We start from the raw sequence: 15,285 nt of genomic DNA on the forward strand, positions 1-15,285 counted from the left end.
GTTGGTAAGCTTCTTCTTTAGAATTAAATTCTTTTTTAAAAACAACAATCCAATCTTTTGCTTTGGAGGTGAAACCTTTGTGGTTTGTTAAGTGTTTTCTGAGTCTTTCTTCAATAGATTCACAAGAATGACCGATGTAATATCGATCTAAACTTTTTGAATACAAAATATAGCAGAAACACATGAAACGAATATAAACAAAAAAACTCACAACTTCTGTTGTGAGTTTTAAGTGAGCGCGAAAGGATTCGAACCTTTGACCGTCCCGATAATTCGGGATGCTCTATCCAGTATTCGCTACGAGTTCTTTTATTTTGGCTTTATTTTTCCAAGCTTTAATAATTCTTTCTTGTTGGTAAGCTTCTTCTTTAGAATTAAATTCTTTTTTAAAAACAACAATCCAATCTTTTGCTTTGGAGGTGAAACCTTTGTGGTTTGTTAAGTGTTTTCTGAGTCTTTCTTCAATAGATTCACAAGAATGACCGATATAATATCGATCTAAACTTTTTGAATACAAAATATAGCAGAAACACATGAAATGAATATAAACAAAAAAACTCACAACTTCTGTTGTGAGTTTTAAGTGAGCGCGAAAGGATTCGAACCTTTGACCGTCTGCTTAGAAGGCAGATGCTCTATCCAGCTGAGCTACGCACCCTTAGTGTCTTTTGTAAATACGCTTTTCAAACCTTCTACCGTCCCGATTTATCGGGATGCTCTATCCAGCTGAGCTACGCACTCTAAAATACTGTAAAATGGTCGGGGCGGCAGGATTCGAACCTGCGACCTCCTGGTCCCAAACCAGGCGCGATGACCGGACTACGCTACGCCCCGATTAAGGTCATCTTTAACAAGTATTACCTTGTTTTTTGTGGGTGCAAAGATATAATAATTTTTCATATTTAAAAATAAAATCTGAATTATTTTTAAATATTTTTTCAATTAAAAAATCTTACCTCCTTTGAAAAGCTTGTGCTTATAAGCTTTTTTCACAATAACTTCTTAATTTCTTCACAACCTATCCGTAAAAAAACGGATACGCTTTCGGTGTTTTTCCTGAGTTTAAATATCAGATAATCAATAATTTTGAATAGGTTTTAATGATAAGGTTTAATGATGTTTCTTTTAGAATTTAATTTCAAAATAATGAGTGGAATTAAGTTTTAAAAAAGAATTTGAATGTTCTCTTTCAATTGGAAAGAAAAAGGTAAGCCCAAAAAAAGTTTTTAAGCTTTTTGGATTTTGAATTTCTAAAATTATCATCATAAATAAATTAATCATGAAAAAAACTCAGTACTTAAAAGAGCTTTCACTTTCAGCTTCTGAAGTGAGAAGAGGTATTCTAAACAAAAAAGCAGATGTTGAAAAAATACAATCCTGGCTTTGCCTTCAGGAAAGGCAATATCGAGGAATCGGGACAATGACGGGTATTGACGGTGATTTTGGTTCTGCTACAGAAACAGCGGTAAAGAATTATCAAAAATTCGTAAATGTGCCTCAAAACGGAGTAGTAAATGCTTCTCTTTTTTCTAAAATGAGCAGTAATTTGAAAACAGCTTTCGAAGGAACTTTAAGGAAAGTGAACTTGAGAGAAACAATTTGCGAAGTTGCCAACAATCATTTGAAGCAATTTCCTTTTGAATTGGTTATTAAAAACCAAAGCAATTGCGGACCGTGGGTGAGAAGTTATATGGGAGGTAATGAAGGCACTCCTTGGTTTTGGTGCATGGGTTTTGTACAAACCATTTTAGATCAAGCCATGTCGCTTCACGGAAGAAATTTCACAGACGTAATGCCATTAAGTTATAGTTGCGATACCGTTGGAAGTCATGGGATTCAGACGGGTGCTTTAATTCGTAATGAAAAAATTAAATTAAACCCGTCGCTCGTACAAAAAGGAGATGTGCTTTTGGTAAGGAAATCTCAGAATGACTGGATTCACACGGCGATTGTTCTGGATGTAACTGGAGAAACTTTTGTAACTATCGAAGGAAATACCAATAACGATGGCTCTAGCAACGGAGATGGTGTGTACAAAAGAGTGAGAAATTTTAAAAAATCTACTCTCGATGTTTTTAGCTTAAATAAATGGTTGGTGTAAAACGTAAACCGCTATAAAAAAATGAAAAAGCAGTCTGTTTTGAGACTGCTTTTTTTATGTTTTATGGAAAAAAAATTAGTTGAAAGCTTCAATAATTTTAGAAAAATCTTCTACTTTAAGAGCTGCTCCACCAATTAATCCACCATCGATGTCGGGTTGAGAAAAAATTTCTTTCGCATTGTCTGGTTTTACTGAACCTCCGTAAAGAATAGACACTTCATCGGCAACTTCTTGTCCGTACTTTTCAGCGATAATTCCTCTAATGTAAGCGTGGATTTCTTGTGCTTGTTCTGGAGTAGCCGTTTCTCCGGTTCCGATTGCCCAAACTGGTTCGTAAGCAATCACTACTTTTTTAATTTCTTCGGCAGAAAGTGTGAAAAGAGCCGTTTCAGTTTGAGATTTTACTACGTCAAAATGTTGCCCAGATTTTCTTTGTTCCAAAGTTTCACCATTGCAATACACTGGGATTAATCCTTTTTCTAAAGCAATTTTTACTTTTTTGTTGCAGTTTTCATCTGTTTCGGCGTGATATTGTCTTCTTTCAGAATGCCCGATTAAAGTTCCTTCAGCATCGATAGATTCAATCATGTCTGCAGAGATTTCACCTGTAAAAGCTCCGCTTTCGTGTGTGCTAATGTCTTGTGCGAAAACTCCAATTTCGTTGTTTTCAAAAAGATCTTTAGCCATCATTAGATACAAAGCAGGAGGTGCAATCCAGACTTCACAGTTGGTGTTGTTATTTTTTTTGTAATCAAGCAAATCTGCCATAAGCTGTTGTGCATCAATTACATTTTTGTTCATCTTCCAGTTTCCTGCAACAATTTTACGTCTCATTTTAGTATAGAATATTAGGGTTTTATAATTAATTTATCTGCAAAATCTGTTAAATCAGCGTATTTTAATGGTTTAAATTCCAAAGATTTTTAAGCAAAATATAAAAGATGTGTTCTTCGTCGGTTACTTTTTCGTCTGCTTTAATTAATGACTTTGCAAACTGTACAAAGCTTTGTCTTTCTTCTTCGGTAGAATCATCATGAAAACATCTTGCGTGAAACTCAAAATGATCTTTCCATTCTTCAGGCTGAAGAAGAGCTAGAACTTCTAATTCGTTGTCAAGATTCATTCTGAAAGGAAATTCTTCCGCAAGATATTTTTGAATAAGCATTCCTTCTTGTGGTGAAAATTCACCGTCGACAGCTGATAAAATCATTAGCAAATGATATCCAGCGATAGATTTATTAGATTTTTGCATTTTCTTTTATGTTTTAAATTATTTGTGTAACAGCTATTTTATATAATACTTAGCTGGTTGTTTATCGATAATTTTTCCGTTTTTCAAAGTTAAAACGAAAGGATTACTTCTTGCAATAGTTTTTATTGCCGTTCCGTCCATTATAGTGTTTTTCACTGTTTTAAATGTGGTCGGAATGGTAGAAACTCCATACTTTACGGCGTTTTTATTAGCATTTACTTTAGCTTCGACTTGCTTTAGCAAATCAGGCGAAACATCTTTTGGATGATAGGCGAAAATTAAAATAGCTTCTGGCGCATTGATGATTTCTGCGGTAAGATCAGCTCCAGTTGGATCTTCAATTTTAAATTTAGCAATCTCAGATTTGTAGCCTTCTTTTATGAGCAGAGATTCATTTTTGCCTTCCTCAATTTTCCAAGGCGAGCCTTCTTGCCAATATTCTGTATTTTTAATATAATCGTCTTGGTTTACTTTTTTTACCTCGTTTGTTTTCGAATTTTTCATCGAGTAAATCGTTTTATATTCGAAGGGATTTTGCTCAATTTTTTTCTTTTCAGCCTTTAAATCCGTTCCAATTTTATAATCTCGGAAGTCGATAAGAGGTTCATTTACAATTCCCATCGTCATAATATAAATCATGATAACAGAGCAAATGGCAAGAAACGCATATTTAATTTTTGAATATGATTTTGGAATTTCAGTATCGCTGTACTCGTCTCTCTTTTTGAATTCATTTTTATACAAAACGAAAACAACGATTAAGCCCAGCAAAAGAATAATGTCTTTAATGAAGCTTTGCCAAGGTGTAAATTTAATGGCATCACCAAAGCATCCACAATCGGTTACAACGTTGAAATATGCCGAATAAAAAGTTAAGAACCCAAAAAATACACAAAGCGCAATTAATGCAGAAAGGGTGAATTTTAGTTTAAGTTTTAGCAAAAGCATAAAGCCCAACCAAAGCTCCAAAACCACCATAATTACTGAAAGTACAAGTGCAAATTTTTCCAGAAAAGGCATGTTGAAAACATCAGGAGCGAAATATTCTTCCATTTTAAACGAAAAACCAACCAAATCGACCGCTTTTACAAAACCGGAAAGAATAAAAATGATGGCAATGATGAAACGTAATAGACCTTTAATCATGTTAAATTATTTTGGGTTTAATTTTTTTACTGTTCAGAAAATTTAATCAAGCAAAAAACAGCGTAGTTCAGCATGTCGAAATAATTTGCATCTAAACCTTCAGAAACCAAAGTTTTTCCTTGGTTGTCTTCAATTTGTTTCGTGCGCAATACTTTTTGGTAAATTAAATCGGTGATAGACGAAATTCTCATATCTCGCCAAGCTTCGCCGTAGTCATGATTTTTTTTCTCCATCAAAGCTTGAGCTTCAGAAGCATATTTGTCGTAAAGTTTGATGATTTCTTCAGGATTTTCATGTAAATCGTTTGAAAGACCTTTTTCTAGCTGAATTAAACCAATAATAGAGTAGTTTACGATGGCAACAAACTCGCCTTCTTCGCTCTCGTCAATCATCTTCACATCGGTCATTTGTAACGTGCGGATTCTGTTGACTTTAATGTAAATCTGATCGGTTATAGAACTCGGTCTTAAAACGCGCCAAGCAGCACCATAATCATGCATTTTTTTACTAAAAAGATCACGGCATTCCCCAATGATTTTCTCGAACTGTTCTGAAGTTTTTGACATAAATTTTCTTAATCTTTCAAAGATACAAATTAGGTTTTAGGTAGCAGGAATCTGGTGATAGTTTTTTGGTTGGAAATTGTAGATTTGAGAGAAGAAGTAAGTATTTTTGCAGGATGGAAAATCATTCATCGGTTATCAATAATTATTCAATAAACTGCAACGGGAGGTTGGTAGATTTAAGTTCGCCAAAGATTATGGGAATTCTAAATCTTACGCCAGATTCTTTTTCTGATGGAGGGAATTATAATGATGAATTTTCTGCTCTGAAACATGCTGAAAAATTATTGAGTGACGGTGCCGAAATTCTTGATCTCGGACCTCAATCTACAAGACCCAATGCAGAATATTTAACAGCAAATGAAGAGATAAAACGTTTGGGGAATATTATTTCGGCAATCAAAAAAGAGTTTCCAGAATCGCTGATTTCTTTGGATACTTTTTATGCAGAAACGGTGAAGTTTGGCTTCAATGAAGGAATTGATTTGGTGAATGATATTTCAGGCGGACAATTTGATAGTGAAATGTTTGAAACCGTTGCCGAAACAAAGCTTCCGTATGTTTTAATGCACGTAAATCCGTCTTATCAAAAGATGCACGATAAAATTTTTTATGATGATATTACGCTTTCGATAAACCGTTATTTTTCAGAAAAAACCTTGGAATTGCTTCAGTTGGGCGTGAAAGATATCATTCTGGATCCTGGTTTTGGTTTTGGTAAAACGGTGGAAGATCAAATGAAAATGATTGATGAAACTTCTTTTCTTGGTTTTGGTAAATATCCTTTGTTAATCGGGATTTCAAGAAAGTCGTTTATTTATAAACCTCTCGGGAAATCTCCTTTAGAAATTAATGAGGAAACTCAAAAATTACATCGTAAAGTTTTAGAACAGGGTGCAAAAATTCTTCGTGTTCATGATGTAGCCGAAGCTGCAAAAACTTTGAAATCTTTCCTTTTAGAAAAGTAAAAAGAGGGCGATTTTGTTACTGAAATCAGTTTAGATTTGCAAGTTTTTCAGAAAATTGCTTAGAAAATTCTTTACGGTCTTCTTCTAGTTTTTCTTTGTTTGAAGGAAGAATATAGTTGAACAAAATTGTGTTGTCTTCATTTAAAAAGATAATTTCTTTTTCTTCTCCGTCAATCATTTGTGCGAAAATTTCCCACATCGAAACATCTCTAAGTTTTAGCATTTCGAAGAATTGATCTGCTTTTATTTCTATGGTCTTCATCAACATTAAATTTAAGGTGCAAAGCTAAATATTTCTGATGAAACTTGCGTAATTCTAATAAAAAAATAGCGCTTTGATGCAGTGTTTTTTAAGATGTTTTAGGTTTCGGCGGCGGCGAAGCCGCCGCCGAAACCTCCTCTAAAATTCAAGCAGTTTCAACTGAAGCTGAATCGCAAAATTTTCTTTGAAATTTCCTGTCGTATAATATCCAACTCGGTAAAAAAGTCCCAAATTGAAGTAGCTAGAGAGAATGTTATTCCATTCAAGACCAACTTCTTGGTATAATTTGTCGAGTTTTTGGAATTCAAACTGATGAAATTGGGGCTTTTTCATGTCGCCAATTGTTCCTCTCAAAACCAAGTCGAAACTTGATATATTTTGTCCGATACTTTTAAAATACCACGGAAGTTGGTGCGTGAAATAATACGCAATAAAGCGGTCATTGTAGTATTTTCCGCCTTCCAAAGTGGCAAATCCGAGGAAAGAAGTAAGGTTGAAATTAATATCTCTGCTGTTAGAAGCAAGTCCGTTCATTGTAAAATGCTTCCAAATTGGGCCATCGCCAAAAAGAACACCGCCGTAAAGTCTAAAACCTGTCGTTCCAAGCCTTGTTTTAAAGTTGTGAATGAAAAGGGCATCGAATCTGGTATAGTTAAAATCTGCGCCCAAAGCTTTATAACTTTGCTCGATGTTGAAGTAGAGTTCGGGGTTTTTCTGTTCGATTAAAGATTTTCCTTGTGGCGTCATAATATTCGTAGAGTTGGGCGAATATTTGAGCGTGAATAGGGTGTTGAAATTATGAAACCTGCTTCCTTCGTTTTTGAAATTATAATCAAAATTGGCTTCTTCGAGATTTCTTCTTGCGGCAATAGCGAGAGTTAAACCATTCGAAACATCATTCAAATAAGAAACAGAAACACCTTTGTAATGGTAATATCTGTCGTTATTAATATTGTTTCCGTAGTTGTTCATTCGCATTTTGAAGTTCCAAAGTCGGCGACTGAATTCTCCGGAAGCATAAACATCATCATTATATTCAACTCTAAAAAATGAATTTTTTTCTAGCGTTGTTTTAAAATCTATTCCAAGACCATATTTCCAAGTTTCATCTTTAAATCCGTAGGCGAAATAATAATCTGGCGAAACATAAGGATCGAAATTTTCGTTTACTTTGGCTTTTAAACCTAATCTCATCCCTTCGTAAAGGTTGTAATTGATGATTTCGCCCACATCAAAATCCAGGTCTTTTATTCTAATTTGCCCGTTCAATAAACCTGTTGCAAACCTTGCTTTATTATCGATTTTGTAGATTCTACCAAGACTGTCGATGGTTTTGTAGGTGCGCAATTCACGGGCGCTTAATGGTTCTTTACGATAGCGGTTTAGTGTACTGCCGTCAGAATTTTTTATGCTGAAAGTATATCCTCTAAAGTCTTGTTGATGTACTTCAATCGGCGATTGAAAATCAAAGTAATGGGCCGAAAGATAGGCGTAAGTTCCGAAGTTTTTTTTGGTTTTTCGAGGGTGTTTTTCGTTTTCAGATTCTTCCTCCAAAACCATTTTACTCATTTTTAATTTTACGCTTTCTTCTTGAAGAAACCACTTGGAATTGTAATATTTCCATGTGCTTGAAATTATACTTTCATCAACTTCTTTGCTGTGGTTTTCTATTTTTTTAATCCCGAAAGTTTCTGTATCGATATAAACTGTTCCTGTATATTTTCTTTTTTTAATAGGTTTTCTGTAATTTACTTCACGGAAATTAATGACGAAAGTCTTTCTGCCATCCATTTCTATTGTATCAGTAAGAAAAAACCTATAAAGTCTTCGGTTTTCCTGCTTTATTTGATTGGGAATTCTGTTTCGGTTGCTTTCTAAAGCAATTAATTCGTTGATGGGCTGTTTTAGACCAGAAATTCTGTTGTCTAAAATGTTTATTTTTTCGCCATACTGTTTAGAGTATTTGAATTCTTGGGCGCGTTCCCAAAGAAAAAGTTTGCTTCGGGCAAAAATTTGTCGTGCAGAGATTTCACTTAAAGAATCTCTTTTTTTCTTAATTTTAAAAAGGTTGATGTTTTTGTTGAATACTTCTTTAAAATTCGAAATACTGTCTTGGTCTATATCTAATGAAACTTTTTCATAAGCTTTGTAAGAATAAGAATCCAGGCTTTTCGGGGAATTGAATCGGTATAATAAATCTGCTTTTCTTAGGATTTCTAACGCTTGTGGATCGCTGTTGTTTTCAAGGATCACTGTTTCAATATCCCGAACTGTTTCAGTTTGGGAATTTGGGATACCGCTCTTAGATTGCGCAAAACCAAAGATTATCAAAAATAAAAATAGAAATGCAAAAAACCTTTTCATAAAAACCAATTCAAAATTAAGCATATAAGTTTGAACTTGATGTTTATTTTAAGATAAAAAAAACTTAAAATTATTTATTTAGATTAATTACGGCTATGTTCGGGTTTCTTAGTCTTGCAGAAAGCCAACCTTTCAGTTTGCTGCTATCATTTACGATTTTTTCATTTTGTTTATAGAGCAATACAAGTTGTATTTTTGTGCTGTCTGTAGATGGATATTGCTCAATTTTACCAAGAGAAATATTTGAGATTTGAGGGAAAAGAATTTTTATTTCTTTCATTAGAATTGGGTCGTCAATTTTGTATTTTCCGAGCTCTTGGCTTAGATTGTTAATGACAATATCTTTTTCTGAAAGCATATTTTCTTCTTGGGATATTTTACCAAGAATTTTAGATTTCATTTCCTCGCCGTTTTGTCGAATAATAAGTTTTGTATTCTCTAAACCTTGATCTTCTAAAGTTTTATTGAGGATATCTATTTCGCCTTTGCTGAATTTCTTGTTTAGAAATGCAAGGTCGATGGTTTTGGGATTCGAGTTGTAGCTTATTTTTTTATAAATTACCGTCATTCCTTTAGCGTTAAATTCGCTTCCGATAAAATCCTCTACAGATTTTGAAAACTTTTTTTCCTGATAAAGATTGTAAGCCAAATAAAAACTGGGGATCACCATGATGATGATTAATGCGCTAATTCCTACACGTATTTTCTTTTCGTATTTTTTTTCTACTAAAGCTACTGCGGGATATTTTAGATACTTAATAACTATAAATGTAGCAATACAGATAAAAAAACAATTAATTGTGTAAAGGTAAAATGCACCTGCGAAATAGGAAAAATTTCCTGTCGCAAGACCATATCCGGCTGTACATAAAGGTGGCATTAAAGCGGTTGCAATAGCAACACCCGGTATTGGATTTCCTTTTTCAACTCTTGTAATGGCAATGACCCCCACTAAACCTCCGAAAAACGCAATAAGCACATCATAAATGTTTGGTGCAGTTCTTGCTAATAACTCTGATTGTACATCTTTAAACGGACTTAGGTAAAAGTAGAACGCGGAAACCAAAAGACTAACGAGGGTTGCAATGAAGAGATTTTTTATCGCTTTTTTCAAAAGAGGGAAATTATATGTTCCCAATGCGAAACCAGCTCCAAGAATCGGGCTCATAAGTGGTGAGATTAGCATGGCGCCAATAATTACGGCGGTAGAATTTACATTCAAACCAATTGAGGCAATGATTATTGCACAGGCTAAAATCCAAAGATTCGATCCTCGGAAGGAAATATTAGAGGTAATGTTTTCTAATACTTTGGATTTTTCTTCTTCGCCGTTATGAAGATCTATAAAATCAAAAATCTTATTTGTCATAGATATAGGATAAAACTTTTGTTAATATAATGAAAAATAATTTGAAGATGATATTTATATACGAAAAATTGGATACCACAAGTTCTTTATCCTTGTAAAAAGATAGTGTTTTTCCGTTTTTTAGCTTTATTTTTGAACATTCAACACAACCACTCGAATCAGAATTAATACCTTATGATCTTAATAGTAGATGATAATGAAAATAACCTTTTCTCACTCAAAAGGCTGCTTCAATCTCAGGATTTTCCTGTAGATACAGCTTCATCGGGAGAAGAGGCACTTGCAAAAGCCTTAAAGAAGACCTACTCATTGGTTATACTAGATGTACAAATGCCCGACATGGATGGCTTTGAAGTGGCAGAAACTCTTGCTGGGTACAGCAAAACCAAAGAAATTCCTATAATTTTTCTTTCTGCTGTAAACACGGATAAGAGATTTATTGCTAAAGGCTACGCTTCTGGAGGAATAGATTATGTAACAAAACCTGTTGATCCTGAAATTCTTTTGCTCAAGATAAAGACTTTCAATAATATACAGCAGCAAAGCGTTGCCCTTAAAAAGAATCAGCAAAATCTTGAGCTGGAAATTAAGGGAAGAAGAGAAATGCAGGTGACGATGAAGTCTAAAATAGATCACTTTCATCTCATGCTTGAAGCTTTACCTCAGATAGCCTTCACTTTAAACCAAAATGGAACAGTAGACTTTGTAAACGGAAAATGGTACCAATATTCTAATAAAGAAACCGAGTTCCCGGAAACACATCCTGATGATTTCAATATTGAAGAAGAATTTCAAAGGTATCGTAAGAAAAAGAAAGCTTTTGAATTGGAAGCCAGAATAAAAAATATTCAATCGGGAGAATTTAGATATCATTTACTAAAGATGTCCCCGGTTTTGGAAGGAGAGGTTGTTAAAAACTGGGTAGGAACTTTCACCGACATTAACGATCAAAAAAAAGTAGAGAAAGAGAAAGACGAATTCTTGAGTATCGCAAGTCATGAGCTTAAAACGCCTCTTACAAGCATTAAAGCATATATCCAGCTTTTGGCAAGAAAACTAAAACTAGATCCCCAACAAGCAGAAGCCAGCTATCTTAATAAAACACAGAATCAAATTGAGAAACTAAGTAATCTTATTACTGATCTTTTGGATGTTTCTAAAATTGATAACGGTAAGCTGAAAATTAACAGGCAAGTAGCGAATCTTGACGATGTAATCCAGAATGCAATCGATACAATTATCCAAACGCATGATCATCTTAATGTAAAAATAGATTGGCATGGGATAAGACCCAATCAACCATTTCTTTTTGATGCAGTGCGAATTGAGCAGGTTATTATCAATTTTTTAACCAATGCAATTAAATACTCACCTAAAAACAATCAAATTATTGTAACCACTTTTGTAGATGATGATGAAGTAAAGGTAAGTGTTACCGATTTTGGAATTGGAATTCCTGATTTTAAACAAGACGCCGTTTTCAAGAAGTTTTACAGAGTTGATGAGTCTTCGTTACAGTTTCAGGGTATGGGAATTGGTCTGTATATCTGTGCAGAAATTATAAAACAACATCATGGTAATATTGGGCTTTCTAGTGTGGTAAACGAGGGCTCTACATTTTATTTTACACTTCCTTTAAATTAATTTTATGGCAAAGAAATTTATAAGAAATTTACAAGTTGGAGTAGGTTTTTCTCTTTTGGTTTTAGTTCTTAGTTCGGTGGCTTCATATTTCAGCTATCAACGTCAGATGAACAGTAGGGAAGAGCTTGCAAAAGCAAAAAAGGCCATTACTTCTATGAAAGATGTAATGATTGCTTTGCTCGATGCAGAAACCGGAAACCGTGGCTACCAACTTACAGGAAAAAGCAGTTTTCTACAGCCATATAATGAAAGTATTAGCGCACTTCCAAGAGCAATGGAAAATGCTAAAAGTGATGATGTTACAGATCCCCAACAAATTCAGAGACTTAAAGATCTAGAAGAAAATGTTCATAAAAGAATTAGTAGACTTCAGGATTTCATAGATAAGCGTAAAGAGGGGATTGTCATGAATGAGAAAGAAATGCTTATCAGTAAATCTTATATGGATAATTGCCGAAAAATTATCAAAGAGTATGTAAAGCATGAAGAAAGCCAACTAGACGAAAAAAGCCGTAATCTCAATACAGCTTCTACCACGACGCTTATTTTTATTTTATTTTCTACCTTGGCAGCAGTTGTAGTAACCATCTTTTTCTACATAAAACTGAGAAATGATCTTTTGAGAAGAGATAAATTAGAAAAACAGCTTCAGGCAAAAGATATAGAAATTTCTAGAAGAGTAAGTGCAATTAAGGAAATTGCCAACCGAGTTGCAAGTGGAGATTATACGTTAAAAGCAAATGATAATTCAAAAGATGATCTCGGAGAGTTGGTAGAATCTCTTAATAATATGACAGAATCTTTAAGAGTATCTTTTGAAACCATTGCCGAGAGCGACTGGAGGCAAAAAGGTCTTGCCGTTCTTAACGAATCTTTAGTTGGAAATAAAACCTTAAGAGATGTGTCTCAAGAATCTTTAATGCAGCTTATTAGCTATACCAACTGCATTAATGGAGCAATCTATCTTTTGGAAGATGGCGTTCTAAAACTTTCGTATGCGTTCGGTCTTGAAAAAAACATGAAACCTATTTTTGAACCCGGTGAAGGTATGGTAGGACAGGTTTTCTTGAAGAAGGAAATCAACGTTTTTAATGATTTGGAAGATGAAAACTTTACCGCAACTTTTGCAGGAAGCGATTTGCTTATTAAAAGTATTGCTTTGCTCCCGATCATGGCTGGAAGACAAATTTATGGGGTTATAGAGTTGTCTTCAACAGAGAATTTTACTCAGAGTGCTTTAGATTATTTTACAGAAAGTACCAAAAATATCGCAATTGCCATTAATGCAGCCAGAGGTAGAGAAAAAGAACAACGTCTTTTGGAAGAAACGCAAACTCAGGCAGAAGAATTACAGGTGCAACATTCGGAATTAGAATCTCTAAATACTGAATTGGAAGCGCAAACTCAAAAACTTCAGGCTTCTGAAGAAGAACTCAAAGTACAGCACGAAGAATTGATTCAAATTAATACAGAATTGGAAGAAAGATCGAAAATTCTGGAAGAAAAAAATCATTTGATTGCAGAAAGAAACCTTGAAATTCAGAAAAAAGCAGAAGAACTTGCGCTGAGTACAAAATATAAATCTGAGTTTTTGGCAAATATGTCGCATGAGCTGAGAACTCCGCTTAATTCTATCCTTCTACTGTCAAGATTAATGGCAGAAAATACAGAAGAAAATCTTAGCGAAGACCAAATAGAATCTGCAAAGGTTATTCAAAGTTCGGGGACGAGTCTTTTGCAGCTTATCGACGAGATTCTTGATTTAGCGAAAATAGAATCTGGTAAAATGACGCTTGAATATCAAAAAGTTTATATTAATGATGTGGTTCAGGATTTCAAAAAACTTTTCCAGCCACTTATTCAGGAGCGCGGTCTGAACTTTAAAATAGAAGTAGCTCCAGATACAGTTTCCAGCATAGAAACAGACAGGTTACGTCTAGATCAGGTGCTTAGAAATCTTCTTTCGAATGCATTGAAATTTACATCTCAAGGACAAATCGAAGTTAATATTTCTGCCCATCCTCAAAAGAAAAACTTTATAACGTTCAGCGTAAAAGATTCGGGCATAGGAATCGCAAAAGACAAACAATTGGTAATTTTTGAGGCGTTTCAACAGGCAGATGGTTCTACACGAAGAAAATATGGAGGGACTGGTCTTGGCCTTTCAATCAGTAGAGAGATTGCAAAACTTTTGGGAGGAGAATTATCGGTAGAAAGCGAGCCAAATGAAGGAAGTGAGTTCAAATTAACGATTCCTACAAGGAAATTAACGGAAGAAGTGCATCAAAATTCAGATAAAGAAATTTTAGATGTAATTCATAATGATGTAGAAGAAATTATCAATCTTGCAGAAGTTTCACCAGATTTTTCTAAAGCAATTACCAATCCTGTACATGAAATTCCGGATGAGGTAGAAGACGACAGAAATACGATTTCAGAGACAGATAAGGTAATTCTTATCGTAGAAGATGATACTAATTTTGCTAAAGCTCTGCTAAAATATTCCAGAAAAAATGGCTACAAAGCAGTAGTGGCCGTTCGAGGAGATTATGCTGTAGAATTTGCTAAAAAATTCAAGCCTGTTGCAATTCTTTTAGATGTACAGCTACCTGTAATGGATGGTTGGGAAGTAATGGAGGCTTTAAAATCTGATGCATCTATAAAACATATTCCGGTCCATATGATGTCGGTTTTACAGGTTAAAAAGGAGAGCATAATGAAGGGCGCTATAGATTTTATTTCGAAACCTGTAGCACTCGAGCAAATGACAGATGTTTTCAGAAAACTTGAAGAAGCATTAAGGAAATCTCCCAAAGTTTTGATTGTTGAAGAAAATGCGAAACATGCATCCGCACTGTCTTATTTCTTGAGTAATTTTAATATTTCGCTTTCGGTGCAGCACAATGTAGAGGATAGCGTGAAAGCACTTACTCAAAACGAATCAGACTGTGTAATTCTAGACATTGGAGCTTCTAAAGGAAATGAATATGAAATCATTGAAAAAATAAAAAGCTACGAAGGTTTAGAAAATCTTCCGGTAATTATTTTTGCAGAAAGAAGTTTATCTGCAGCCGAAGAACTGAAAATTAGGGAATATGCAGATTCTATCGTAGTAAAAACTGCGCATTCTTATCAAAGAATTCTAGACGAGGTGGGGCTTTTCCTTCATTTAGTAAAAGAAAAAGACAATAGTGAAAATGTGTCTTCCACAAGAAGTTTGGGCTCTCTTTCGGATGTTTTAACAGGAAAGAAAATATTAGTTACCGATGATGACGCCAGAAATATCTTTTCTCTAACTAAAGCTTTAGAAAAATATCAGGTTGAAGTGGTCGTCGCAATGGATGGTAAACAGGCAATAGAGCAAATGGAGGAAAATCCAGACATAGACGTGGTTTTGATGGATATGATGATGCCGGAAATGGATGGCTACGAAACCATAAGACAGATCCGAAAAGATAAAAGATATGCAAAGCTTCCTGTAATTGCTGTGACGGCAAAATCTATGGTGGGAGATCGACAGAAATGTATAGATGCAGGTGCTTCAGATTATATTTCTAAACCGGTAGATTTAGACCAAATGCTTTCTCTGTTGAGAGTGTGGCTTTACGAAAACTAA

The 15,285-nt window shown here is 34.5% G+C and carries 13 protein-coding genes and 2 tRNA genes; 4 read left to right on the forward strand and 11 right to left on the reverse strand.

Annotated features, from left to right (window positions below; genetic code table 11):
* The 4 genes from AC2A1D_RS15175 to AC2A1D_RS15190 all read right to left on the reverse strand — a co-directional run.
* Positions 1-211 (reverse strand): GIY-YIG nuclease family protein (locus tag AC2A1D_RS15175; protein ID WP_484044423.1); only part of this gene is annotated, 211 nt, incomplete at its 3' end.
* A gap of 72 nt (positions 212-283) precedes the next feature.
* The gene (locus AC2A1D_RS15180; protein ID WP_484044424.1) at positions 284-562 is read right to left on the reverse strand and encodes a GIY-YIG nuclease family protein; all 279 of its coding nucleotides are present in this window, start codon (positions 560-562) and stop codon (positions 284-286) included.
* 22 nt (positions 563-584) lie between these two features.
* Positions 585-658, reverse strand: a tRNA-Arg gene (locus tag AC2A1D_RS15185).
* Between the two features lie 98 nt (positions 659-756).
* Positions 757-834: transfer RNA gene (locus AC2A1D_RS15190), tRNA-Pro, on the reverse strand.
* Positions 835-1,279: 445 nt separating this feature from the next.
* On the opposite strand from AC2A1D_RS15190, the gene AC2A1D_RS15195 reads away from it, so the two are divergent.
* The gene (locus AC2A1D_RS15195; RefSeq protein ID WP_484044425.1) at positions 1,280-2,101 is read left to right on the forward strand and encodes a peptidoglycan-binding domain-containing protein; all 822 of its coding nucleotides are present in this window, start codon (positions 1,280-1,282) and stop codon (positions 2,099-2,101) included.
* A gap of 75 nt (positions 2,102-2,176) precedes the next feature.
* Here AC2A1D_RS15195 and tpiA read toward each other — a convergent pair whose 3' ends face one another.
* The 4 genes from tpiA to AC2A1D_RS15215 all read right to left on the reverse strand — a co-directional run bounded on the left by tpiA (position 2,177) and on the right by AC2A1D_RS15215 (position 5,065).
* Positions 2,177-2,935: a triose-phosphate isomerase gene (gene tpiA / locus AC2A1D_RS15200; RefSeq protein ID WP_484044426.1), complete on the reverse strand. Its 759-nt coding sequence runs from the start codon at positions 2,933-2,935 to the stop codon at positions 2,177-2,179.
* A gap of 64 nt (positions 2,936-2,999) precedes the next feature.
* Positions 3,000-3,353 carry a TerB family tellurite resistance protein gene (locus AC2A1D_RS15205; protein WP_484044427.1) on the reverse strand — a complete coding sequence of 118 codons (354 nt, stop codon included), beginning with the start codon at positions 3,351-3,353 and terminating at the stop codon, positions 3,000-3,002.
* A 33-nt stretch (positions 3,354-3,386) separates the two neighbouring features.
* Entirely contained in the window at positions 3,387-4,499 is a 1,113-nt protein-coding gene (locus AC2A1D_RS15210) for a BT_3928 family protein (RefSeq protein WP_484044428.1), read from the reverse strand.
* Between the two features lie 26 nt (positions 4,500-4,525).
* On the reverse strand, positions 4,526-5,065 hold the full coding sequence (locus AC2A1D_RS15215) for a DUF1599 domain-containing protein (protein ID WP_484044429.1): 540 nt from the start codon (positions 5,063-5,065) through the stop codon (positions 4,526-4,528).
* A 113-nt stretch (positions 5,066-5,178) separates the two neighbouring features.
* Here AC2A1D_RS15215 and folP point away from each other — a divergent pair, with 113 nt between their 5' ends.
* Positions 5,179-6,030, forward strand: coding sequence for a dihydropteroate synthase (folP, locus tag AC2A1D_RS15220; protein ID WP_484044430.1), 852 nt, complete (start codon positions 5,179-5,181; stop codon positions 6,028-6,030).
* A 25-nt stretch (positions 6,031-6,055) separates the two neighbouring features.
* On the opposite strand, the gene AC2A1D_RS15225 is transcribed toward folP, so the two are convergent.
* The 3 genes from AC2A1D_RS15225 to AC2A1D_RS15235 all read right to left on the reverse strand — a co-directional run bounded on the left by AC2A1D_RS15225 (position 6,056) and on the right by AC2A1D_RS15235 (position 10,025).
* The gene (locus AC2A1D_RS15225) at positions 6,056-6,292 is read right to left on the reverse strand and encodes a hypothetical protein (RefSeq protein WP_484044431.1); all 237 of its coding nucleotides are present in this window, start codon (positions 6,290-6,292) and stop codon (positions 6,056-6,058) included.
* Positions 6,293-6,430: 138 nt separating this feature from the next.
* Positions 6,431-8,656: a hypothetical protein gene (locus tag AC2A1D_RS15230; protein ID WP_484044432.1), complete on the reverse strand. Its 2,226-nt coding sequence runs from the start codon at positions 8,654-8,656 to the stop codon at positions 6,431-6,433.
* Positions 8,657-8,726: 70 nt separating this feature from the next.
* Positions 8,727-10,025, reverse strand: coding sequence for a DUF389 domain-containing protein (locus AC2A1D_RS15235; protein ID WP_484044433.1), 1,299 nt, complete (start codon positions 10,023-10,025; stop codon positions 8,727-8,729).
* Between the two features lie 174 nt (positions 10,026-10,199).
* On the opposite strand from AC2A1D_RS15235, the gene AC2A1D_RS15240 reads away from it, so the two are divergent.
* Together AC2A1D_RS15240 and AC2A1D_RS15245 are read left to right on the forward strand one after the other, a co-directional pair.
* Positions 10,200-11,669, forward strand: coding sequence for a hybrid sensor histidine kinase/response regulator (locus tag AC2A1D_RS15240; RefSeq protein ID WP_484044434.1), 1,470 nt, complete (start codon positions 10,200-10,202; stop codon positions 11,667-11,669).
* Positions 11,670-11,673: 4 nt separating this feature from the next.
* Positions 11,674-15,285, forward strand: coding sequence for a response regulator (locus AC2A1D_RS15245; protein ID WP_484044435.1), 3,612 nt, complete (start codon positions 11,674-11,676; stop codon positions 15,283-15,285).

It is taken from the genome of Chryseobacterium sp. HNCC26DJ239 (assembly GCF_057180445.1).